The sequence below is a fragment of the Streptomyces sp. LS1784 genome (assembly GCF_020103755.1).
Classification (GTDB): Bacteria; Actinomycetota; Actinomycetes; order Streptomycetales; family Streptomycetaceae; genus Kitasatospora.
The window spans coordinates 16,084-38,311 of the sequence record NZ_JAHSQD010000021.1 but is presented as its reverse complement, the minus strand read 5'-3'; the positions used below and the strand labels follow the sequence as shown (position 1 = coordinate 38,311).

21 protein-coding genes are annotated in these 22,228 nt (G+C 71.9%); 15 read left to right on the top strand and 6 right to left on the bottom strand.

Annotation, left to right across the window (positions count from 1 at the left end):
* The 5 genes from KS423_RS05190 to KS423_RS05170 form a co-directional block, all read left to right on the top strand.
* The coding region (locus tag KS423_RS05190; protein WP_224275356.1) for a hypothetical protein at nt 1-228 on the top strand (228 nt) is incomplete at its 5' end.
* A complete protein-coding gene (locus tag KS423_RS05185; protein WP_224275354.1) occupies nt 225-656 on the top strand; it encodes a roadblock/LC7 domain-containing protein in 432 nt (143 codons plus the stop codon). The genes KS423_RS05190 and KS423_RS05185, both read left to right, overlap by 4 nt.
* Nucleotides 653-1,006 carry a DUF742 domain-containing protein gene (locus tag KS423_RS05180; protein WP_224275352.1) on the top strand — a complete coding sequence of 118 codons (354 nt, stop codon included), beginning with the start codon at nt 653-655 and terminating at the stop codon, nt 1,004-1,006. The genes KS423_RS05185 and KS423_RS05180 overlap by 4 nt, the downstream gene beginning before the upstream one ends.
* A gap of 100 nt (nt 1,007-1,106) precedes the next feature.
* On the top strand, nt 1,107-1,667 hold the full coding sequence (locus KS423_RS05175; protein WP_224275370.1) for an ATP/GTP-binding protein: 561 nt from the start codon (nt 1,107-1,109) through the stop codon (nt 1,665-1,667).
* Nucleotides 1,664-2,857, top strand: a complete 1,194-nt coding sequence (locus KS423_RS05170; protein WP_224275350.1) for a cytochrome P450 — start codon at nt 1,664-1,666, stop codon at nt 2,855-2,857. Before KS423_RS05175 ends, KS423_RS05170 begins: the two co-directional genes overlap by 4 nt.
* A gap of 48 nt (nt 2,858-2,905) precedes the next feature.
* On the opposite strand, the gene msrB is transcribed toward KS423_RS05170, so the two are convergent.
* The 4 genes from msrB to KS423_RS05150 form a co-directional block, all read right to left on the bottom strand.
* Entirely contained in the window at nt 2,906-3,310 is a 405-nt protein-coding gene (msrB, locus tag KS423_RS05165; RefSeq protein ID WP_224275339.1) for a peptide-methionine (R)-S-oxide reductase MsrB, read from the bottom strand.
* A 31-nt stretch (nt 3,311-3,341) separates the two neighbouring features.
* On the bottom strand, nt 3,342-4,772 hold the full coding sequence (murC, locus tag KS423_RS05160; RefSeq protein WP_374119902.1) for a UDP-N-acetylmuramate--L-alanine ligase: 1,431 nt from the start codon (nt 4,770-4,772) through the stop codon (nt 3,342-3,344).
* Nucleotides 4,773-4,883: 111 nt separating this feature from the next.
* Complete coding sequence (locus tag KS423_RS05155) at nt 4,884-5,345, bottom strand: indole-3-glycerol phosphate synthase (RefSeq protein ID WP_224275336.1); 462 nt, start codon at nt 5,343-5,345, stop codon at nt 4,884-4,886.
* 51 nt (nt 5,346-5,396) lie between these two features.
* Nucleotides 5,397-6,188: a pyrimidine reductase family protein gene (locus KS423_RS05150; RefSeq protein WP_224275335.1), complete on the bottom strand. Its 792-nt coding sequence runs from the start codon at nt 6,186-6,188 to the stop codon at nt 5,397-5,399.
* Between the two features lie 70 nt (nt 6,189-6,258).
* Here KS423_RS05150 and zapE point away from each other — a divergent pair, with 70 nt between their 5' ends.
* From zapE to KS423_RS05130, 4 genes are all read left to right on the top strand, one after another.
* Nucleotides 6,259-7,341, top strand: coding sequence for a cell division protein ZapE (gene zapE, locus KS423_RS05145; protein ID WP_374119901.1), 1,083 nt, complete (start codon nt 6,259-6,261; stop codon nt 7,339-7,341).
* A gap of 36 nt (nt 7,342-7,377) precedes the next feature.
* Entirely contained in the window at nt 7,378-9,468 is a 2,091-nt protein-coding gene (uvrB, locus tag KS423_RS05140; RefSeq protein WP_224275333.1) for an excinuclease ABC subunit UvrB, read from the top strand.
* A gap of 266 nt (nt 9,469-9,734) precedes the next feature.
* The gene (locus KS423_RS05135) at nt 9,735-10,313 is read left to right on the top strand and encodes a TerD family protein (protein WP_224275331.1); all 579 of its coding nucleotides are present in this window, start codon (nt 9,735-9,737) and stop codon (nt 10,311-10,313) included.
* A gap of 206 nt (nt 10,314-10,519) precedes the next feature.
* Entirely contained in the window at nt 10,520-11,497 is a 978-nt protein-coding gene (locus KS423_RS05130; protein ID WP_224275329.1) for a TerC family protein, read from the top strand.
* Between the two features lie 75 nt (nt 11,498-11,572).
* On the opposite strand, the gene KS423_RS05125 is transcribed toward KS423_RS05130, so the two are convergent.
* On the bottom strand, nt 11,573-12,226 hold the full coding sequence (locus KS423_RS05125) for an MBL fold metallo-hydrolase (RefSeq protein WP_224275327.1): 654 nt from the start codon (nt 12,224-12,226) through the stop codon (nt 11,573-11,575).
* A 45-nt stretch (nt 12,227-12,271) separates the two neighbouring features.
* Complete coding sequence (locus KS423_RS05120; RefSeq protein ID WP_224275325.1) at nt 12,272-13,009, bottom strand: maleylpyruvate isomerase family mycothiol-dependent enzyme; 738 nt, start codon at nt 13,007-13,009, stop codon at nt 12,272-12,274.
* A 290-nt stretch (nt 13,010-13,299) separates the two neighbouring features.
* On the opposite strand from KS423_RS05120, the gene uvrA reads away from it, so the two are divergent.
* From uvrA to whiA, 6 genes are all read left to right on the top strand, one after another.
* A complete protein-coding gene (gene uvrA / locus KS423_RS05115) occupies nt 13,300-16,212 on the top strand; it encodes an excinuclease ABC subunit UvrA (protein WP_224275323.1) in 2,913 nt (970 codons plus the stop codon).
* A 118-nt stretch (nt 16,213-16,330) separates the two neighbouring features.
* Nucleotides 16,331-16,762, top strand: coding sequence for a Rieske (2Fe-2S) protein (locus KS423_RS05110; RefSeq protein ID WP_224275321.1), 432 nt, complete (start codon nt 16,331-16,333; stop codon nt 16,760-16,762).
* An 84-nt stretch (nt 16,763-16,846) separates the two neighbouring features.
* Complete coding sequence (uvrC, locus tag KS423_RS05105) at nt 16,847-18,886, top strand: excinuclease ABC subunit UvrC (RefSeq protein WP_224275319.1); 2,040 nt, start codon at nt 16,847-16,849, stop codon at nt 18,884-18,886.
* Nucleotides 18,887-19,010: 124 nt separating this feature from the next.
* Nucleotides 19,011-19,889, top strand: coding sequence for an RNase adapter RapZ (gene rapZ, locus KS423_RS05100; protein ID WP_224275363.1), 879 nt, complete (start codon nt 19,011-19,013; stop codon nt 19,887-19,889).
* A gap of 63 nt (nt 19,890-19,952) precedes the next feature.
* Entirely contained in the window at nt 19,953-21,050 is a 1,098-nt protein-coding gene (gene yvcK / locus KS423_RS05095) for a uridine diphosphate-N-acetylglucosamine-binding protein YvcK (RefSeq protein ID WP_374119903.1), read from the top strand.
* Nucleotides 21,041-22,021, top strand: coding sequence for a DNA-binding protein WhiA (whiA, locus tag KS423_RS05090; protein ID WP_224275316.1), 981 nt, complete (start codon nt 21,041-21,043; stop codon nt 22,019-22,021). Before yvcK ends, whiA begins: the two co-directional genes overlap by 10 nt.
* The last annotated feature ends 207 nt before the right edge of the window (nt 22,022-22,228 follow it).

Below are 22,228 nucleotides of genomic sequence, written 5' to 3'. Positions count from 1 at the left end.
GCCGCCCACTGGCAGGCGCTGCAGCGGGGCACCGACTCCGGCCGGGCAGCCGTGGCCCGGGCCGTCCGCGAGGAGGCCGTCGGCGCCGCACCCGGCCGGGCCGCCCCCGGAGACAGCGGCAGCATCACCGGCACGACGAACACCACCAGCACCCCCGGCGGCACCACCGCCGGCCGCGACCCCGGTGACCAGAGCACCGGTCCGACCTCAGAAGGAGCCGAGCAGTGAGCAGCACGCCCAGCCCGACCGCCACCGACGAGATCTCGTGGGTGCTGACCCCGCTGCTGGAGCTGCCGGGGGTGCTGCACGCGGTCGTCGCCACCGGGGACGGCCTGGTCGAGGGCGCCTCGGGCGGCCTGGACCGCGCCTCGGCCGAGCGGGTCGCCGCGATGACCGCCACCGTGCACGCCGCCGCCCGGGCCTTCACCACCGCGTTCACCGACGCCGAGCGGCCCCGGCTGGCCCAGACCGTGGTGGAGTCCGACCTCGGCTACGCCATCGTGGTGCCCGCCGGGGAGAACACCTCGCTCGCCGTGTTCACCTCGCCGGACGCCCAGCTCGGCAACGTGGCCTACCAGATGCAGCTGCAGGTCGCCGCCCTGGGTCGCGCGCTCGCGAGCCCGACCCGGCGGCAGGACGACGACGGCCGGTCATGACCGCCGTCCCCCGCAGGCGGATGGTGCCCGCCTACCTGGCCACCGGAGGCCGCAGCAGCCCCGGCACCAAGGGCTTCGAGCGGCTGACCGTGCTGTTCGCCGACCGCGCCGACCCGCCGGCCGCGCTGGAACCCGAACACCGCCGGCTCTGGGACCTGCTGCGCCCCGGCGCGCTGACCGTGGTGGAGGCCGCCGCGCACCTGCGCCTGCCGGTCAGCGCCACCGTCTTCCTCGCGGCCGACCTGGTCGAGGCGGGCTGCCTGCACGCCCGCGCGCCGATCCCGCGCGCCCAGCAGACCGACCGCTCCATCGTCGAGAGGCTCCTCGTTGGACTCCGTGCGCTCCGGTGACCCGGCCGGCCGGCCGGACCCGGAAGACCAGACGATCCGGCCCGGAGGGGTGGATCAGCCGGGCCGGGTGGGCTACCTGCCCGACCAGGACCAGACGCTGATGAAGCTGGTGGTGGCCGGCCCGTTCGGGGTCGGCAAGACCACCCTCATCCGCACCCTCTCCGAGATCGCCACCCTGCACACCGAGGAGGCGATGACCGAGACCGGCCGCCCGGTGGACGACCTGGCCGGCCTGCCCGAGAAGGCCACCACCACCGTCGCCGTCGACTTCGGCCGGCTCACCCTGCCCGGCAACGTCGTGCTCTACATGTTCGGCACTCCCGGCCAGCGCCGCTTCTTCCCGCTCTGGCAGGACATCGCCCGCGGCGCCCTGGGCGCGCTGGTGCTCGCCGACACCCGCCGGCTGGCGGACTCCTTCGAGATCATGGACATGGTCGAGGAGCAGGGACTGCCGTACGCCGTCGCGGTCAACCGCTTCCCCGACGCACCGGACCACCCGGTCGAGGTGCTGCGCACCCACCTGGACCTGCACCCCGCCACCCCGCTGCTGCTCTGCGACGCCCGCGAGCGCGACAGCAGCCTGGACGCGCTGATCGCGCTGGCCGAGCACATCCTGGACGCCCTGCCCGCCGCCGCCCCCGCCACCCCGGAGCAGCCGTGACCGTCGAGTCCCGACCGACCCCGATCCACGGGCCGGTCTTCGCCGCCGATCCCAAGCTGGTCTACGAGCGGCTGCGGCGGCACGGCCCGGTCGCCCCGGTGGAGATCGCGCCCGGCGTCCAGGCCCTGCTGGTCACCGACTACCAGGCCGCGCTGGACCTGCTGCGCGACACCGACACCTTCTCCAAGGACTCCCGGGCCTGGCAGCGGACCATCCCGCCGGACTCCCCGCTGATGCCGATGCTCGGCTACCGTCCGACCGCCATGTTCAGCGACGGCGAGACGCACGCGCGCTACCGAGCGGTGATCACCGACGCCCTCGCGCTGTTCGAACCGCATCGGCTCCAGCGGCAGGTCGCCGAGACCGCGCACCGGCTGATCGACCGCTTCGCCGGCGCCGGACACGCCGACCTGATCGCCGAGTACGCCCGCCAGTTGCCCGCCTTCGTGCTCACCACCTGGTTCGGCGTGCCGCAGGAGCAGCGCGCCGAGGTGGTGGACTCGATCACCGGGCTGATCGAGTCCACCGCGCAGGCGGGCGCCTCGTACGGGAAGCTCCTGGCGGTGGTCACCGCGATGGTCGCCGAGCGCCGCGAGCGCCCCCGGCACGACCTGGCCTCCTGGTACGTCACCCACCCGGTCGGGCTGGACGACGACGAGGTGATCCGGCAGATCACCCTGACCCTGATCGCCGGGCACGAGCCGACCACCAACCTGATCGGCAACGCCCTGCTGCGCCTGCTCACCGACGCCCGCTACGCCGGCTCGCTGTTCGGCGGCGCGATGACCGCCCACCAGGCGATCGACGAGGTGCTCTGGCACGAGCCGCCGATGGCCAACCTCTCGGCCCACTACCCGCGGTACGACATCACCTTCCACGGCCGGGAGATCAAGGCGGGGTCGCTGGTCCTGGTCTCGTACGCGGCCGCCAACTCCCAGGCCGCGCCGCCCACCGGGGACGGCGGGCTGCGCAGCGGCGAGAGCGCCCACCTGGCCTGGGCGGCCGGCCCGCACGCCTGCCCGGCCAGGGACCCGGCCCTGCTGATCGCGATCACCGCCGTCGAGCAGCTGGGCAGCCGCCTCAGTGATCTCGAACTGTCGACCCCCGCCGAGGAGTTGCTCTGGCGCCCGGGCCCGTTCCACCGCGCCCTGATGCACCTGCCGGTCCGCTTCGAACCGGTCGCGGGATGACGCGCAGGCCCGGGCACCGTACGGTGCCCGGGCCTCCTGCCGGTCGTCCTACCCGGCCGGCCTCAGCGTCAGCGAGACGCTGTTGATGCAGTACCGCAGGTCGGTCGGAGTTCCGTAGCCCTCCCCCTCGAAGACGTGCCCGAGGTGCCCGCCGCACGTCGCGCAGCGCACCTCGACACGTCGCATGCCGAGGCTGTTGTCCTCCAGCAGCTCCACGGCGTCGGAGTCGCGCGCATCGTAGAAGGACGGCCAGCCGCAGTGGCTGTCGAACTTGGTCCCGGAGCTGAACAGCTCGGCCCCGCAGGCCCGGCAGCTGTAGACGCCCACCGTCTTGGTGTCGGTGTACTCACCGGTGAACGGGCGCTCGGTGCCCGCCTCGCGGAGTACGTGGTACTCCTCGGGGCTGAGCTGGGCGCGCCACTCGGCCTCGGTCTTCTCGATCTCGTAGCTCATCACGGGCTCCCGGTCGCGGTGTACGTACGGGTCAGACGTTGGAAGCAACGTTCGTGAGGTGGGCCAGGCCTCCCCCGAGGTGGTCCAGGATGGCCGGCCCGAGGTTGGTGACGTCCCCGGCGCCCATGGTGAGCAGCAGGTCGCCGGGACGGGCGAGGCCGGCCAGCAGGGCGGGGGCGGCGGCGAAGGAGTGCTCGGCGGTGACCTCGGCGCCGGCCCGGCGGGCGGCGTCGACGATCAGCTCGCTGGTCACCCCGGGGATCGGGTCCTCGCGGGCCGGGTAGATGTCCAGCACCACCGAGGCGTCGGCCAGCGCCAGGGCCCGGCCCATCTCCTCGGAGAGCTGCTGGGTGCGGCTGAACAGGTGCGGCTGGAAGACCACCAGCACCCGGCCCTCGCCGGTCAGGCCCTCGCGGATCGCCTCCAGGTCGGCGGTCATCTCGGTGGGGTGGTGGGCGTAGGAGTCGATCACCTGGACCCCGCCGGCCTCGCCCTTGAGCTGGAGGCGGCGGCGCACGCCGGTGTAGGCGCCGAGCGCCTTGGCCAGGTCGGCGGCCGGGACGCCCAGCGCGACGCCGGCGGCCAGCGCGGCCACCGCGTTGTGGGCGTAGTGCCGGCCGGGCACCGAGACGGTGAAGGCCAGCTCGGCGCCGTCCAGCAGCACCGTGACCTCGCTGGTCATGCCGTGGGCGACCACCGACAGCACCCGCAGGTCGGCGTCCTCGGCGGAGCCGACCGTCACCACGTTCAGGCCCTCGCGGCCGGCCACCCGGGAGGTGAGCTCGCGGGCGCCGTCGTGGTCGGCCGAGACCACCAGGGTGCCGCCGGGGACGATCCGGCCGACGAAGGTCTCGAAGGACTCGTAGATCTCCTCGATCGAGGCGTAGTTGGCGTGGTGGTCCAGCTCCACGTTGAGCACGATCGCCACCTCGGGCGCGTACTTGTGGAAGCTGCGGTCGCTCTCGTCCGCCTCGGCGACGAAGATCTCGCCGGTGCCGTGGTGGGCGTTGGAGCCGGGCGCGTCGAGGTCGCCGCCGATCGCGTAGGAGGCGTCCAGGCCCAGCTCGCCGAGGGCGACGGCGAGCATGCTGGTGGTGGTGGTCTTGCCGTGGGTGCCGGCCACCGCCAGCGCCCGGCGGCCGCCCATCAGCGCGGCCAGCGCGTCGGAGCGGTGCACCACCGGGATGCCGCGCTCGTGGGCGGCCACCAGCTCCGGGTTGTCGGCGCGGATCGCGCTGGAGACGACCACGCTGCTGGTGCCGTCCGGCACGTGCTCGGCGGCGTGGCCGACGTGCACGGTGGCGCCGAGGGCGCGCAGCGCGAGGACGGTCTCGGACTCCTTGGAGTCGCTGCCGGAGACGCTGGCCCCGCGCACGGCGAGGATCTTCGCCAGGCCGGACATCCCGGCGCCGCCGATGCCGATGAAGTGCGGGGCGTGCAGGTCGTGCGCGGCGTCGTTCAAGGCGTGGCTCCGTACGGGCGGGGGCAGACAGGTCGGGCGGACGGGACGGGAAGACGGAATCGTCCTCGCGGGCGGACCGCAAGGACGATTCTGCACCACCGGCGCGCCGGGCTAGGAGTCGCTGGCGAACAGCCTGAGCACCGGGACCCCTACCTTGTGCCGGGCCTGGGAGGCCCAGTCGCGATGGAAGAACTCCTCGACGAAGTGCGGTGAGGTGAGCACCACCACCTCGTCCGCCCGGTGTTCCTCGACGACCGCGCGCAGCCGCTCCAGCGGCTTCTCCTCGACCAGCTCGCCCACCGCCTCGGTCCCGGCCGAGCGCAGGTGGCGCAGGCTGTGCTCCAGCGACTCGGTGGCCACGGTCGGCCCGCTCTCGGACTCGTCGTGCTCGTGCACCACCTTGTCGAGGTGGCCGAGGGCGACGTCGTCGAGCGCTCGCAGCAGTTCGTCCTGCTTGCCGCGCGGCTGCATCAGGACGACGAAGGACACCTCCTCCTCGCCGTGGAGCGTGGTGACGAGCTCCACGTCCGCGTCGGAGAGAGCCTTTTCGATCATCAGTACCGTCTTGAACACGTGAATCCCTTCCAGTGGCCGGCCCCCGGGCCCCGGCATCGCATAACGGGATCACGATCGGGGGGTCACGGGGTCATCCGAACCCGGGTAACGCAGGTAGCGGGTGAAGAGGAATCCTTTCTGCTCGATCAATGAGACCAGCCGCATCCGCTGCACGTCCGGCATTCGCGCATCGTGGAGGATGCGCGGCGCGTCGCCCCCGGTGAGCAGCGGCGCCAGCGACAGGCACAGCTCGTCCAGCAGGCCGGCCGCCGTGATCTGCCCCAGCAGGCGCGGGCCGCCCTCGGTCAGCAGCCGGGTCCAGCCCCGTTCGGCCAGGGCCGCCACGCCCGCCCGCAGGTCCACCGAACCGGTGCCGGCGAGCACCAGGTCGGCCACCTCGGCGACCGCTCGGCGGCGCTCCGCGGGGGCGTCCCCGGTGGTGATCACCACCGTCCTGACCAGCGGCTCGGTGAACAGCGGCGCGGTCAGGTCCAGCTGCAGCGAGCGGCTCACCACGGCGATCGCCGGGGCGGGCGCCTGCCCCGCCGCGGCCCGGGCTGCCGCGAACTCCTTGCGCGCCCGGGCCGGACGGTAGCCCTCGGCGCGGACCGTCTCCGCGCCCACCAGTACCACGTCCGACAGCGCCCGCAGCACCCCGAAGATCCGCTTGTCGGCGTCGCCGGAGAGCCCCTCGGACAGCCCGTCCAGCCTGGCCCCGCCGTCGAGGCCGGACACCATGTTGGCGCGCAGCCAGGGGCGCCCCTGATTCACCTGTTCGGGGTACGCGTAGAGGGCGGCGAGCGATTCCAGCGCGGCGGGATCGGCAAGCGTCGCGCTCAGCGGGCTGATCAACTGTTGCATGTCCCCAGTCTTCCACCGTGGACCGTGGGTCGTTCGGACGGCGTACAGGGCAGGCGTACCCTCTACTGATGTGCCCGCAGCCTCCCACCCCGCCGCCGCGACCGAGCCGATAGCCGCCGCACACGCGTCCGGCTCCCCGATCGCGCTCACCGACCGCCGCCCCGTCGTGCCCGCCGAGCGGCTGGTCGCCGAGATGGTCCCGCCGCCCCGGTTCGCCGACGTGAGCTTCGGGACGTACATCCCGGACCAGACCCAGCCGAGCCAGTACGAGGCCGTCCAGGTCCTGGAGCAGTTCGCGGCCACCCTTGTCGGGGGAAACGGTTCCGCACCCAAGCGCAGCTGGTTCCGCCGCTCCGCCCCCGCGCCCACCGGCCCGGCCGGGGTCTACCTCGACGGCGGCTACGGCGTCGGCAAGACCCACCTGCTCGCCTCGCTCTGGCACGCCGCCCCCGGCCCCAAGGCCTTCGGCACCTTCGTCGAACTGACCAACCTGGTCGGCGCGCTCGGCTTCCAGCAGGCCGTGCAGACCCTCTCCGGGCACAAGCTGCTCTGCATCGACGAGTTCGAGCTGGACGACCCGGGCGACACCGTGCTGGTCTCCACCCTGCTCGGCCGGCTGGTCGACAACGGGGTGAAGCTGTGCGCCACCTCGAACACCCTGCCGGAGAAGCTCGGCGAGGGCCGTTTCGCCGCCGCCGACTTCCTGCGCGAGATCCAGGGCCTGTCGGCGCACTTCCGCCCGATGCGGATCGACGGCCAGGACTACCGCCACCGCGGCCTGCCGGACGCCCCGCCGCCGTACTCCGACGAGGCCGTCGAGGCCGCCGCGGCCCGCATCCCCGGCGCCGCGCTGGACGACTTCGACGCCCTGCTCGCCCACCTGTCCGCCGTCCACCCCAGCCGCTACGGCGCGCTGCTGGACGACGTCACCGCGGTCTGCCTGCGCGGCGTCAAGCAGGTCGACGACCAGTCCACCGCGCTGCGCCTGGTCGTGCTGGCCGACCGGATGTACGACCGCGAGCTGCCGATCACCGCCTCCGGCCTGCCCTTCGACCAGGTGTTCCCGGAGGAGATGCTGCGCGGCGGCTACCGCAAGAAGTACCTGCGCGCCATCTCCCGCCTGGTCGCCCTCGCCCGGGACAGCGCCAAGTAGGCCCCTCCTGTCAGTCGTGGGTCGTACGGTGGAGGCGTGCGTCCCATCACGAGTATTGAGCGGTCCGTGGCGCCCTTCGAGGTCGTCAGCCCCTTCCAGCCGAACGGCGACCAGCCGACGGCGATCGCCGAGCTGGAACGGCGGATCAGGGGAGGGGAGAAGGACGTCGTGCTGCTCGGTGCCACCGGCACCGGCAAGTCCGCCACCACGGCCTGGATGATCGAGAAACTGCAGCGGCCCACCCTGGTGATGGCGCCGAACAAGACGCTGGCCGCTCAGCTGGCCAACGAGTTCCGCGAGCTGCTGCCGAACAACGCGGTCGAGTACTTCGTCTCGTACTACGACTACTACCAGCCCGAGGCGTACGTCCCGCAGACGGACACCTACATCGAGAAGGACTCCTCGATCAACGAGGAGGTCGAGCGGCTGCGCCACTCGGCGACCAACTCGCTGCTCACCCGCCGGGACGTGGTCGTGGTCGCCTCGGTCTCCTGCATCTACGGACTCGGCACCCCGCAGGAGTACGTGGACCGGATGGTGCCGCTCAAGGTCGGCCAGGAGATCGACCGGGACGACCTGCTGCGCCGCTTCGTCGACATCCAGTACGCCCGCAACGACGTGGCCTTCAGCCGCGGCACCTTCCGGGTCCGCGGCGACACCATCGAGATCTTCCCGGTCTACGAGGAGCTCGCCGTCCGGATCGAGATGTTCGGCGACGAGATCGAGGCGCTGTACACCCTGCACCCGCTCACCGGCGAGATCATCAGCCAGGACGACTCCGTCTACGTCTTCCCCGCCTCGCACTACGTGGCCGGCCCCGAGCGCATGGAGCGCGCGATCGACGGCATCGAGACGGAGCTGGCGCAGACGCTCGCCCGGCTGGAGAAGCAGGGCAAGCTGCTGGAGGCCCAGCGGCTGCGGATGCGCACCACCTACGACATCGAGATGCTGCGCCAGATCGGCACCTGCTCGGGCGTCGAGAACTACTCGATGCACTTCGACGGCCGTGAGCCCGGTTCCCCGCCGAACACCCTGCTCGACTACTTCCCGGAGGACTTCCTCCTGGTCATCGACGAGTCGCACGTCACCGTCCCGCAGATCGGCGCGATGTACGAGGGTGACGCCTCGCGCAAGCGCACCCTGGTCGAGCACGGCTTCCGGCTGCCCTCCGCGATGGACAACCGCCCGCTGAAGTGGGAGGAGTTCCTGGGGCGGATCGGCCAGACCGTCTACCTGTCGGCGACGCCCGGCCCGTACGAGCTGTCGCGCGGCGACGGCCAGGTCGAGCAGATCATCCGCCCGACCGGCCTGATCGACCCCGAGGTGATCGTCAAGCCGACCGAGGGCCAGATCGACGACCTGGTGCACGAGGTCCGCAAGCGGGTCGAGCGGGACGAGCGCGTCCTGGTCACCACGTTGACGAAGAAGATGGCCGAGGACCTCACCGACTACATGCTCGGCCTGGACATCCGGGTCCGGTACCTGCACAGCGACGTGGACACCCTGCGCCGGGTGGAGCTGCTGCGCGAGCTGCGGGCGGGCCGGTACGACGTGCTGGTCGGCATCAACCTGCTGCGCGAGGGCCTGGACCTGCCCGAGGTGTCGCTGGTGGCGATCCTGGACGCGGACAAGGAGGGCTTCCTGCGTTCCGGCACCTCGCTGATCCAGACGATCGGCCGCGCCGCCCGTAACGTCTCCGGCCAGGTCCACATGTACGCGGACAAGATCACCCCCGCGATGGAGAAGGCCATCGACGAGACCAACCGCCGCCGGGCCGTGCAGCAGGCCTACAACAAGGAGCACGGGATCGACCCGCAGCCGCTGCGCAAGAAGATCGGCGACATCCTGGACACCCTCGCCCGCGAGGACGTGGACACCGACGAGCTGCTCTCCACCGGGTACCGGAACCAGGGCAAGGGCAAGGCCCCGGTGCCGTCGCTGGGCGCGGAGCGCAAGCCGGCCAAGTCCCTGCCGGCCGCCGAGCTGGCGGACCTGATCCAGGAGATGACCGACCGGATGCACACGGCCGCCGCAGACCTCCAGTTCGAGGTCGCGGCCCGGCTGCGCGACGAGGTCAAGGAACTGAAGAAGGAACTGCGGCAGATGCGCGAGGCCGGTGTGGCGTAGGCGTACCGGAGGGGCGCACCCGAGCGGCGACCGGGCTTGGCCGGAATGACACCGGTCAAGCCCACGGGTGTCTCAGCCTTGCCACAAACGGGGAAACCCGGGGGAGGCCGGGGTGCCGCAGGCCCTAGGCTGGCCTGCGGCATCGTGCCCTCGGGACGGGGTGGCGGGCCGTACGCAGAGGGGGCCTCAGCCGGGGGACGGCGACGGGGTGTTCCACCGTGGAGCCGCGCGGGTGTGACCGCGCGGCCGGCAGAGAGGACAACGTCGTGTCGGTGAACCTGGCCAAGGGGCAGCGGGTCAGCCTCCAGAAGGGGCAGGGCGGCGCCCTGACCGTGGTCCGGATGGGCCTCGGCTGGCAGGCCGCCCCCAAGCGCGGGCTGTTCGGCAGTCGCACCCGGAAGATCGACCTGGACGCCTCGGCGCTGCTGTACGCCGAGAAGACCCCGTCCGACGTGGTGTTCTTCTCGCACCTGGAGAGCAACGACGGCTCCGTCCGGCACACCGGCGACAACCTGGAGGGCGGCTCCGGGGCCGAGGACGACGAGGCGATCCTGGTCGACCTGGTGCACGTGCCCGTGAACATCACCCAGGTGGTGTTCACGGTGAGCTCGTACACCGGGCAGACCTTCGCCGAGGTGCAGCGGGCGCACTGCCGGCTGGTGGACGAGACCACCGGGCTGGAGCTGGCCCGCTACGAGCTGGCGGGCGGCGGGCCGCACACCGGGCAGATCATGGCCAAGGTGGTCCGGGACGGCAACGGCGGCTGGGAGATGCAGGCGATCGGCGCGCCGGCGAAGGGGCGCACCTTCCAGGACCTGCTGCCGGCGATCGAGCCGTATCTCTGACGGTTCTTTACCTTCTTTACCTTTCCTTGCCCTCCCTGTTACTCTCGACGGCAGCGGAGGGGAGTATTCCTCGACAGCCGACCCCGTCATCACGGGTGCCCGTCGCGGCACCCCGGGGCGCTGGTCCGACGTGGCTTTGCCCGGCGGGCGGAAGAGACCTCCGGCAGTGACGATGACTGTCTCGCCTAGCTGCCGGAGGAGCAGTAGTGGACGTTTCCGTAACCATGTGGGTCACCACGATCGGTGTGCTGATCGCCCTGATCGTGGCCGACTTCTTCATCGGTGGACGCAAGCCGCACGAGGTCTCGATCAAGGAGGCCGGGATCTGGACGGTCGTCTGGGTCGTGCTGGCGCTGATCTTCGGCGGTTTCCTCTGGTGGCACTCCGGCGCCGAGCCGGCGGGTGAGTTCTTCGCGGGTTACATCACCGAGAAGTCGCTCAGTGTCGACAACCTCTTCGTGTTCATCCTGATCATGGGCAAGTTCGCCGTCCCGAAGATCTACCAGCAGCGCGTGCTGATGTTCGGTGTGATCATCGCGCTGGTGCTCCGGGCGGTGTTCATCGCCGGCGGCGCCGCGCTGGTCTCCGAGTTCTCCTGGGTGTTCTTCATCTTCGGCGGCTTCCTGATCTGGACGGCCTGGAAGCTGGTCAAGGAGGCGCGGGCCGAGGAGGAGGACGAGGAGTTCGAGGAGAACCGCCTGCTCAAGTCGATCACCCGGCGCTTCCCGTCCACTGACGGCTACCGCGGCACCAAGCTCCTGGTCCGGGAGAACGGCCGCCGGCTGATCACCCCGATGCTGATCGTCATGCTGGCGATCGGCACTACGGACGTGCTGTTCGCGCTGGACTCGATCCCGGCCATCTTCGGCCTCACCCAGGACCCGTACATCGTCTTCACCGCCAACGCCTTCGCCCTGATGGGTCTGCGCCAGCTGTACTTCCTGATCGGCGGCCTGCTGAAGAAGCTGGTCCACCTGTCGTACGGCCTGTCGGTGATCCTCGGCTTCATCGGCGTGAAGCTGGTGCTGCACGCCGCGCACGAGGCGGGCGCGACGTGGGCCCCGGAGATCGGCATCCCGTTCTCGCTGGGCTTCATCGTGGTGGTGCTGGCCGTCACCACGTTCACCAGCCTGCGGGCGTCGAAGAAGGCCGAGCAGGCCGAGCGCGAGAAGCTCGACGCCTGACGCCTGACCCGGTACTGCCGAGGCCCCCGTGACCGCTTCCGGTCGCGGGGGCCCCGGCCGTTCGGCGGGGGCGGACTACCAGCCGCGCTCGCGCCATTCCTCCAGGTGCGGGCGCTCGGCGCCGAGGGTGGTGTCGTTGCCGTGGCCGGGGTAGACCCAGGCCTCGTCCGGCAGGACGTCGAAGACCTTCTCGGTGACGTCCCGGTAGAGCGTGCGGAAGGCCTCCGGGTCGCCCCAGGTGTTGCCCACGCCGCCGGGGAAGAGGCAGTCGCCGGTGAAGACGTGCGGGTGGCCCTGCGGGTCGTCGTAGACCAGCACGATCGCGCCCGGGGTGTGGCCGACCAGGTGCCGGACGGTCAGCTCCACGTCGCCGACCCGCAGCCGGTCGCCGTCCGCGAGCAGCAGCTCGGTGGGGACGTCGATGCCCTCGGCGTCGTGCTCGCCGGCGGCCGTCCGGGCGCCGGTGGTGGCGACCACCTCGGCCAGTGCGCCCCAGTGGTCGTGGTGCCGGTGGGTGGTGACCACCGTTTCGAGGTCGTCCCCGACGGTCTCCAGCAGCACCGGCGCGTCGGCGGCCGCGTCGATCAGCAGCTGCTCGTCGGTGGCCCGGCAGCGCAGCAGGTAGGCGTTGTTGTCGTACGGGCCGACGGCCACCTTGGTGATGATCAGATGGGCCAGCTCCCGCACGTCCGGCGGTCCGCCGACCTTGACCGCTCCGTGGTACGTCATCCGTTCGCTCCCTCTCCAGTGGCTCCTGGGATCATCCTCGCGCCGTCAGCCCATCGGGGGAAGCTGGGGGAGGGCGGTGTCGGGGGTGCGGCGCAGGCCGTCCCCGGCGGACCGGCCGGAGAGCCAGGCGGTGAGGGCGCGGACGGGGCCCTCGACGGTCAGGGCCGGCTCGCCGGTGCCGATCACGGCGCGGTCCTCGGTGTCCTCGGCGACCAGTTCGACGGCGGGCAGGCCGGCCTTCTCGGCCAGGCCGGCGGCGAGCTTGCGGAACTGGGCGGCGGCGAAGGACTCCGGCCAGTGCGCGGGGGTGTACCCGGCGTCCAGGTCGACGTGGTGGTACTCCAGCTCCACCAGGCGCTTGGCCGGGATGTCGGAGGCCGGGAAGAGGTAGCCGAAGCGGTGCCTGACCTGGACGGCCCAGGCCTCGTCGGCCATCAGCGTGGCGGCGGCCAGGAAGCGCTCGTGGGAGTCGCGCAGGTCGGCGAGCTGGACCTCCAGCGGGCGGGGCGCGTCGCGCTCGATGCCCTGGTCGCGGGCCTCGTCGCTGGCGTACTGCGGGACGTCGGTGCCGGTGCGGGCGCCGGTCAGCAGGTTGACCAGGGAGTCGGCGTTGCGGGCGAGGTGGGCCAGCACGTGGCCGCGGGTCCAGCCGGGCAGCGCGGAGGGCTCGGCGAGGGCCTCGGGCTTCAGTTCGGCCGCGGTGTGCAGCAGGTGCCGGGTGCTCTCCTCGACCTGGGCCAGGTGCCGGGCGGCGGAGGCGGCGGCGGACTGCGGGTCGGTCATCGAATCTGCCTTCTGTGACGAGACGGCGCGTTGCCCAAGGGGGCTTCGCTCGTTGACCAGGCGACGCTACCCCCGAATCCGGGCCCTGAGCAGGGGGTTTTCCGACGCGGACACGGTGGGCGCACGGTGCGGGTACGGACGGTCCGGGGGTGGCCTTCACTCGTTCGGGTGGCCTCCACTGGACAGAGTCGATATTCGAACGCCTGAGCTATAGGCTGGCTGCCGCATCCTGGAAGAAGTACCGAAACTCACCGCAAGCCCTCTCGCCCCGGAGAAAGGCGCCAGAAGCAGTGGCCGACCGCCTCATCGTCCGCGGTGCTCGCGAGCACAACCTCAAGAACGTCTCGCTCGACCTGCCCCGCGACTCCCTCATCGTCTTCACGGGCCTCTCCGGCTCCGGCAAGTCCTCGCTCGCCTTCGACACGATCTTCGCCGAGGGCCAGCGCCGCTACGTCGAGTCGCTGTCCTCCTACGCCCGTCAGTTCCTCGGGCAGATGGACAAGCCCGACGTGGACTTCATCGAAGGCCTCTCCCCGGCCGTCTCGATCGACCAGAAGTCCACCAACCGCAACCCCCGTTCGACCGTCGGCACCATCACCGAGGTCTACGACTACCTGCGCCTGCTGTTCGCCCGGATCGGCAAGCCGCACTGTCCGCACTGCGGCCGCCCGATCGCCAAGCAGTCGCCGCAGGCGATCGTGGACAAGGTGCTGGAGCTCACCGAGGGCACCCGCTTCCAGGTGCTGAGCCCGGTGGTGCGCGAGCGCAAGGGCGAGTTCGTCGACCTCTTCGCCGACCTCCAGTCCAAGGGCTACTCCCGCGCCCGCGTCGACGGTGAGACGATCCAGCTCGCCGAGCCGCCGAAGCTCAAGAAGCAGGAGAAGCACACCATCGAGGTGGTGATCGACCGCCTGACCGTCAAGGACAGCGCCAAGCGGCGGCTCACCGACTCGGTGGAGACGGCCCTGCGGCTGTCCGGCGGCATGGTCGTGCTCGACTTCGTCGACCTCCCCGAGGACGACCCGGAGCGCGAGCGGATGTACTCCGAGCACCTCTACTGCCCGTACGACGACGTGTCGTTCGAGGAGCTGGAGCCGCGCTCGTTCTCCTTCAACTCGCCGTTCGGCGCCTGCCCGGACTGCTCGGGCCTGGGCAACCGGATGGAGGTCGACGCGGAGCTGGTCGTGCCGGACGTCGAGCGCTCGCTGGACGAGGGCGCGATCCACCCGTGGTCGGCCGGGCACGCCAAGGAGTACTTCCAGCGCCTGATCGACGCGCTGGCCGAGGAGCTCGGCTTCCGCACCGACATCCCCTGGGCCGGGCTGCCCGCCCGCGCCAAGAAGGCGCTGCTGTACGGGCACAAGCACCAGGTGCAGGTCCGCTACCGCAACCGCTTCGGCCGGGAGCGTTCGTACAGCACCGGCTTCGAGGGCGCGATCCCGTTCATCCAGCGCCGGCACACCGAGGCGGAGAGCGACAGCAGCCGCGAGCGCTTCGAGGGCTACATGCGCGAGGTGCCCTGCCCGACCTGCCAGGGCACCCGGCTCAAGCCGGTGGTGCTCGCGGTCACCGTCGAGGGCAGGTCGATCGCCGAGGTCTCCTCGATGTCGATCAGCGACTGCTCCGAGTTCCTGGGCGCGATGAAGCTGAGCGCCCGGGACAAGCAGATCGCCGAGCGGGTCCTGAAGGAGGTCAACGAGCGGCTGCGCTTCCTGGTCGACGTCGGCCTGGACTACCTCTCGCTCGACCGCGCGGCCGGCACCCTGTCCGGCGGCGAGGCCCAGCGCATCCGGCTGGCCACCCAGATCGGCTCCGGCCTGGTCGGCGTGCTGTACGTGCTGGACGAGCCGTCCATCGGCCTGCACCAGCGGGACAACCACCGGCTGATCGAGACGCTGGTGCGGCTGCGCGACATCGGCAACACCCTGATCGTGGTCGAGCACGACGAGGACACCATCAAGACCGCGGACTGGGTGGTCGACATCGGCCCGGGCGCCGGCGAGCACGGCGGCAAGGTGGTGCACTCCGGCTCGCTGAAGCAGCTGCTCGGCAACAAGGAGTCGCTGACCGGCCAGTACCTCTCCGGCAAGCGGTCCATCCCGATCCCGGCGGCCCGCCGAGACCGGGACAGGAAGCGCCAGTTGACGGTGCACGGCGCCCGCGAGCACAACCTCAAGGACGTCACCGTCGGCTTCCCGCTCGGTACCCTCACCGCGATCACCGGTGTCTCCGGCTCCGGCAAGTCGACGCTGGTCAACGACATCCTCTACACCCACCTCGCCCGGGAGCTGAACGGCGCCCGCAGCGTGCCCGGCCGGCACACCCGGATCACCGGCACCGACCTGGTGGACAAGGTGGTGCACGTCGACCAGTCGCCGATCGGCCGCACCCCGCGGTCCAACCCGGCCACCTACACCGGGGTGTTCGACCACGTCCGCCGGCTCTTCGCGGAGACGCAGGAGGCCAAGGTCCGCGGCTACCTGCCCGGCCGGTTCTCCTTCAACGTCAAGGGCGGCCGCTGCGAGAACTGCACCGGCGACGGCACCATCAAGATCGAGATGAACTTCCTGCCGGACGTCTACGTGCCGTGCGAGGTCTGCCACGGCGCCCGGTACAACCGGGAGACGCTGGAGGTGCACTACAAGGGCAAGTCCATCGCCGAGGTGCTGGACATGCCGATCGAGGAGGCGCTGGGCTTCTTCGAAGCCGTCCCGGCGATCGCCCGGCACCTGCGGACGCTCAACGACGTCGGCCTCGGCTACGTCCGGCTCGGCCAGTCCGCGCCGACGCTCTCCGGCGGTGAGGCGCAGCGCGTCAAGCTCGCCTCGGAGCTCCAGAAGCGCTCCACCGGGCGGACGGTCTACGTGCTGGACGAGCCCACCACCGGCCTGCACTTCGAGGACATCAGCAAGCTGATCAAGGTGCTCAGCGGGCTGGTGGACAAGGGCAACACGGTGATCGTCATCGAGCACAACCTCGATGTGATCAAGACCGCCGACTGGGTCGTCGACATGGGCCCCGAGGGCGGCTCCGGCGGCGGCACGGTGGTCGCCGAGGGCACCCCGGAGCAGATCGCCGCCGTCCCGGAGAGCCACACCGGCAAGTTCCTGCGGGACATCCTGCCGGCCGACTTCGCGGACGCCCCGGTCGCCGCCCCGGCGAAGAAGGCGCCGCGCAAGCGCGCGGTCGCAGCGAAGAAGTAGTCCCGTCCACCCACCGGCCGCTCCCGCCGCTCCCGTTGTCCGGGTAGTCAGGGAGCGGCCGGTGGGTGCGGCATAGACTTCCGTGGTCCCTCGCAGCAGCAACCGTAGGAGCACACCGATGTCCGAGGCCCCCGAGACCAACCCCACCGCCTCCCGCCGCACCCTGCTCTGCGGGGCCGCGGCCGTCCTGGCGGCCGGCGGCACCGTGGCGGTCACCGGATGCAGCTCCTCCTCCGGCGGCAGCGCCCCCAAGGGCCCGGTCGACCTCGGCCCGGCCTCGGCCGTGCCGGAGGGCGGCGGCAAGGTCTTCCGCGAGCAGAAGATCGTGGTGACCCAGCCCACCGCCGGCCAGTACAAGGCGTTCAGCGCCAAGTGCACCCACGCCGGCTGCGTCGTGGACCAGGTGAAGAACGACCAGATCCAGTGCCCCTGCCACGGCAGCCGGTTCGCCATCACCGACGGCGCCGTGCAGGACGGACCGGCCTCCTCCCCGCTGCCCTCCTACACCGTCACGGTCGAGGGCGGCAACCTCAAGGTGACCCCGAGCTGACCCAGTTGAGCGCCTCGCGACCGCCACGGTCCCCCCTGACGATCTCCGCCCCGCGGCCCCGGCCCCACTCGGTACGGTGGACCCATGGCTGACCCGAGCACCTACCGCCCCGCGCCCGGTGCGATCCCGACTTCCCCCGGCGTCTACAAGTTCCGTGACGCCCACGGCCGGGTCATCTACGTCGGCAAGGCCAAGAGCCTGCGGCCGCGCCTGTCGTCCTACTTCCAGGACCTGGCCGGCCTGCACCCGCGCACCGCGACCATGGTCACCACCGCCGCCTCGGTGGAGTGGACCGTGGTCGGCACCGAGGTCGAGGCGCTCCAGCTGGAGTACTCCTGGATCAAGGAGTTCGACCCGCGGTTCAACGTCAAGTACCGCGACGACAAGAGCTATCCGGAACTCGCCGTCACCCTCAACGAGGAGTACCCGCGGGTCCAGGTGATGCGCGGGGCGCACAAGAAGGGCGTGCGCTACTTCGGTCCGTACGGGCACGCCTGGGCGATCCGCGAGACGGTCGACCTGCTGCTGCGCGTCTTCCCCGTCCGCACCTGCTCCAACGGCGTCTTCAAGCGCGCCCGCCAGGTCGGCCGGCCCTGCCTGCTCGGCTACATCGGCAAGTGCGCCGCGCCCTGCGTCGGCAAGGTCTCGGCGGACGAACACCGCGCGCTGGCCGAGGACTTCTGCGACTTCATGGCCGGGCGCACCGGCAACTACCTGCGCCGGCTGGAAGACCAGATGCAGGAGGCAGCCGCCGAGCTGGAGTACGAGAAGGCGGCCCGGCTGCGGGACGACATCGGCGCCCTCAAGCGCGCGATGGAGAAGAACGCCATCGTGCTCGCCGACGCGACCGACGCCGACCTGCTGGCCGTCGCCGAGGACGAGCTCGAAGCCGCCGTGCAGATCTTCCACGTCCGTGGCGGCCGGGTGCGCGGCCAGCGCGGCTGGGTCACCGACAAGGTCGAGGACGTCGACACCGCAGGCCTGGTCGAGCACGCCCTCCAGCAGCTCTACGGCGGCGGCGAGTCCGTCCCGCGCGAGGTGCTCGTCCCCGCCCTGCCCGACCAGGTGGAGCCGGTCCGCGCGTGGCTGAGCGGCCTGCGCGGCAGCCAGGTCGACCTGCGCATCCCCCAGCGCGGCGACAAGAAGGACCTGATGGCCACCGTGCAGCGCAACGCCCAGCAGGCGCTCGCACTGCACAAGACGAAGCGCGCCTCCGACCTCACCACCCGCAGCCGCGCCCTCCAGGAGATCGCCGACGCGCTGGAGCTGGACTCCGTCCCACTGCGCATCGAGTGCTACGACATCTCCCACCTCCAGGGCGAGGACGTGGTCGCCTCCATGGTCGTCTTCGAGGACGGACTGGCCCGCAAGAGCGAGTACCGGCGCTTCCAGATCAGGGGCTTCGAGGGCCAGGACGACGTCCGCTCGATGCACGAGGTGATCAGCCGGCGCTTCCGCCGCTACCTCCAGGAGCGCGAGCAGACCGGCGAGTGGGCCGTCCCCGAGGAGGACGACCCCGACACCGCCACCGGCGGCGCCCGGGACGAGGACGGCCGCCCCAAGCGCTTCGCCTACCCGCCCCAGCTGCTGGTCGTCGACGGCGGCCAGCCGCAGGTCGCCGCCGCCAGGCGTGCCCTGGACGAGCTCGGCATCGACGACGTCGCGCTGTGCGGCCTGGCCAAGCGCCTGGAGGAGGTCTGGCTGCCCGGCGAGGACGACCCGGTGGTGCTGCCCCGCTCCAGCGAGGGCCTCTACCTGCTCCAGCGGGTCCGCGACGAGGCGCACCGCTTCGCGATCAGCTATCAGCGCAACAAGCGTTCCAAGCGACTCACCGCCGGGGAACTGGACTCCGTCCCGGGCCTCGGCGAGACTCGCCGCCGGGCGCTGCTCAAGCACTTCGGCTCGCTGAAGAAGCTCCGGGCCGCCACCGTGGACGAGCTCTGCGAGGTACCCGGCATCGGACGCCGCACCGCGCAGACTGTTGCGGAGGCGTTGTCGTCCCGTACACCCGCCGCACCCGCGGTCAACACCGCGACCGGCGAAATCATCGAGGACGGGGCCGAGCAGGCCGCCGAGCCGGTGGCAGCAGCACCCCAGACCGCACCATCCCAGGAGACGCCATGACGGCCGACGCCGCCCGTCAGCCGGTGTGCCCCGGCCCCGCCCGCCTGCCCGGGCCGGGAAAGGGCGGCCGAGCCGTGCGCGTTCTCCCCTTCAGAAAGACCGAGAGCGGGGAACCGAAGTGACCGTGTCAGACGTGGGCGAGAACGCGCCGGAGCTGGTGATCATCTCCGGTATGTCCGGAGCCGGCCGCTCCACCGCGGCCAAGTGCCTGGAGGACCTCGGCTGGTTCGTGGTGGACAACCTGCCGCCGGCCCTGATCCCGACCATGGTCGACCTGGGCGCCCGCTCCCAGGGCAACGTCGCCCGGATCGGCGTGGTCGTCGACGTCCGCGGCCGGCAGTTCTTCGACGACCTGCTCACCTCGCTGGACGAGCTGGAGAAGCGCGGCGTCCGGCTCCGGGTCGTCTTCCTGGACTCCTCCGACGAGGCGCTGGTGCGCCGCTTCGAGAGCGTCCGCCGCCCGCACCCGCTGCAGGCCGACGGCCGGATCGTGGACGGCATCGCCCGGGAGCGCGACCTGCTGCGCGACCTGCGCGGCGAGGCCGACCTGGTGATCGACACCTCCAACCTCAACGTGCACCAGCTGCGCGCCAAGCTCGACGCCCAGTTCGCCGACCACGACGAGCCCGAGCTGCGTGCGACCGTGATGTCCTTCGGCTTCAAGTACGGCCTGCCGGTCGACGCCGACCTCGTGGTGGACTGTCGCTTCCTGCCCAACCCGCACTGGGTGCCCGAACTGCGGGCCCGCACCGGCACCGACGCGGACGTCGCCGACTACGTCTTCCAGCAGCCCGGAGCCAACGAGTTCCTGGACGGCTACGCCCAGCTGCTGCGCATCATCACCGAGGGATACCGCCGCGAGGGGAAGCGCTACATGACGCTTGCCGTAGGCTGCACCGGTGGCAAGCACCGCAGCGTCGCCATGTCCGAGCGTCTGACCAAGCGTCTCATCGCCGACGGAGTCGAGACGGTGCTCGTCCACCGTGACATGGGACGGGAGTAACCGCCGCCTTCCTGCCGGGCCCGCCGGCGGAGCGGTTGGCGGGCCGAGGAACGCGAGGTGATTGTGGCGGGATATGTGCCCGGGCGGCAGCCGCAGAGCAGGACCGGTGACCGGGCGGGCAGCCCGGCCCGGCCCACGGCGCCGGGCCGCCCGCGCAGCAGTCCCTCCCGCGCCAAGCCGGCCCCCAGGATCACCGCGCTCGGCGGCGGGCAGGGCCTGTCCGCCTCGCTGTCCGCGCTGCGCCGGCTCACCAGCGACCTCACCGCGGTGGTCACCGTCGCCGACGACGGCGGCTCCAGCGGGCGGCTGCGCGAGGAGCTGGGGGTGCTGCCCCCGGGCGACCTGCGCAAGGCGCTGGCCGCGCTGTGCGGGGACGACGACTGGGGCCGCACCTGGTCCGAGGTGATCCAGCAGCGCTTCACCGGCAACGGCGAGCTCGGCGGCCACGCGGTCGGCAACCTGCTGATCGTCGCGCTCTGGGAGAAGCTGGGCGACCCGGTGGCGGCGCTGGACTGGGTCGGCCGGCTGCTCAACGTGCAGGGCCGGGTGCTGCCGATGTCGGCCGTGCCGCTGGACATCGAGGCGACCGTCCGTGGCCACGACCCGGAGCGCCCCGGCGAGGTCACCGCGGTCCGCGGCCAGGCCGACGTCGCGGTGACCCCGGGCACCGTCCAGTCGATCCGGCTGCTGCCGGACGGGCCGCCCGCCGTCCCGGAGGCGGTCACCGCCGTCCGGGAGGCGGACTGGGTGGTGCTCGGCCCCGGCTCCTGGTTCACCAGCGTGCTGCCGCACCTGCTGGTGCCCGAGCTGGCCGCGGCGCTCACCGAGACCCGCGCCCGCCGTCTGCTCACCCTGAACCTGGCCCCGCAGCCCGGGGAGACCGAGGGCTTCACCCCGCAGCGTCACCTGGAGGTCATCGCCGACCACGCTCCGGACCTCGCGGTGGATGCGATCCTGGTGGACGAGCGCGCCGTGACCGGCGGGGCCTTCGGCCAGGCCGACCTGGACGGCCTGGAGAAGGCCGCCGAACGGATGGGGGCCGCTCTGGTGCTCGGCTCGGTGGCCCGCACCGACGGGACGCCGCGACACGACCCCGAGCTGTTGGCGGCAGCGTACGACCGGATTTTCCGGACACATGGAAGGATCGGGCCATGGCGATGACTCCAGCGGTGAAGGACGAGATCAGCCGGCTCCCGGTCACCCGGGCCTGCTGTCGCAAGGCGGAGGTGTCGGCGATCCTGCGGTTCGCGGGCGGGCTGCACATCGTGAGCGGCCGCATCGTGATCGAGGCGGAGCTGGACACCGGGGCGGCGGCACGGCGGCTGCGCAAGGACCTGCTGGAGATCTTCGGGCACTCCTCGGACCTCGTGGTGATGGCCCCCGGCGGGCTGCGCCGCGGCAGCCGCTTCGTGGTCCGGGTGGTCAAGGACGGCGAACTGCTCGCGCGCCAGACCGGGCTCGTCGACGGCCGCGGCCGCCCGATCCGGGGCCTGCCCCCGGCGGTCGTCTCCGGTGCCACCTGCGACGCCGAGGCGGCCTGGCGCGGGGCCTTCCTGGCGCACGGCTCGCTCACCGAGCCGGGCCGCTCCTCCTCGCTGGAGATCACCTGCCCCGGCTCCGAGGCCGCGCTCGCGCTGGTCGGCGCCGCCCGCCGGCTCGGCATCCCGGCCAAGGCCCGCGAGGTGCGCGGCGTGGACCGGGTGGTGATCCGCGACGGCGACGCGATCGGCGCCCTGCTGACCCGGCTCGGCGCGCACGAGTCGGTGCTCGCCTGGGAGGAGCGCCGGATGCGGCGCGAGGTGCGCGCCACCGCCAACCGGCTGGCCAACTTCGACGACGCCAACCTGCGCCGCTCGGCCCGTGCCGCGGTGGCGGCCGGCGCCCGGGTGGCCCGCGCGCTGGAGATCCTCGGCGACGAGGTGCCCGAGCACCTGGCCGCGGCGGGCCAGCTGCGGATGCAGCACAAGCAGGCCTCGCTGGAGGAGCTGGGCGCGCTCGCCGACCCGCCGCTGACCAAGGACGCGGTGGCCGGCCGGATCCGCCGCCTGCTGGCGATGGCCGACAAGCGCGCCTCCGAGCTCGGCCTGCCGAGCACCGAGGCCAGCATCACCGACGAGATGGTGCTGAACTGACGTTCACGGTCCGTGACCGAAACGCGGCCGGTGTCCGGATTTCCGGGCACCGGCCGTCGGCGTTTCCCGGCGGTCTCCCGAACGGTCCTCCGGACCCGCCGACGCTCCCGAATTGGTAGAGACCACTGGCCCGGGACCAACTGCCCGGCGGACCAAGGCCGGACGGCCTGAAATCGGGTTTCGGCCGCGCCACGCCCAGTCTCGGCA

What these genes read in the sequence shown, in the direction of transcription:
- KS423_RS05180 (WP_224275352.1), top strand. Translation starts at nt 653, where the DNA reads ATGACCGCCGTCCCCCGCAGGCGGATGGTGCCCGCCTACCTGGCCACC.
- KS423_RS05175 (WP_224275370.1), top strand. Translation starts at nt 1,107, where the DNA reads ATGAAGCTGGTGGTGGCCGGCCCGTTCGGGGTCGGCAAGACCACCCTC.
- msrB (WP_224275339.1), bottom strand. Translation starts at nt 3,310, where the DNA reads ATGAGCTACGAGATCGAGAAGACCGAGGCCGAGTGGCGCGCCCAGCTC.
- KS423_RS05150 (WP_224275335.1), bottom strand. Translation starts at nt 6,188, where the DNA reads ATGCAACAGTTGATCAGCCCGCTGAGCGCGACGCTTGCCGATCCCGCC.
- KS423_RS05125 (WP_224275327.1), bottom strand. Translation starts at nt 12,226, where the DNA reads ATGACGTACCACGGAGCGGTCAAGGTCGGCGGACCGCCGGACGTGCGG.
- KS423_RS05120 (WP_224275325.1), bottom strand. Translation starts at nt 13,009, where the DNA reads ATGACCGACCCGCAGTCCGCCGCCGCCTCCGCCGCCCGGCACCTGGCC.
- KS423_RS05110 (WP_224275321.1), top strand. Translation starts at nt 16,331, where the DNA reads ATGTCCGAGGCCCCCGAGACCAACCCCACCGCCTCCCGCCGCACCCTG.
- uvrC (WP_224275319.1), top strand. Translation starts at nt 16,847, where the DNA reads ATGGCTGACCCGAGCACCTACCGCCCCGCGCCCGGTGCGATCCCGACT.
- whiA (WP_224275316.1), top strand. Translation starts at nt 21,041, where the DNA reads ATGGCGATGACTCCAGCGGTGAAGGACGAGATCAGCCGGCTCCCGGTC.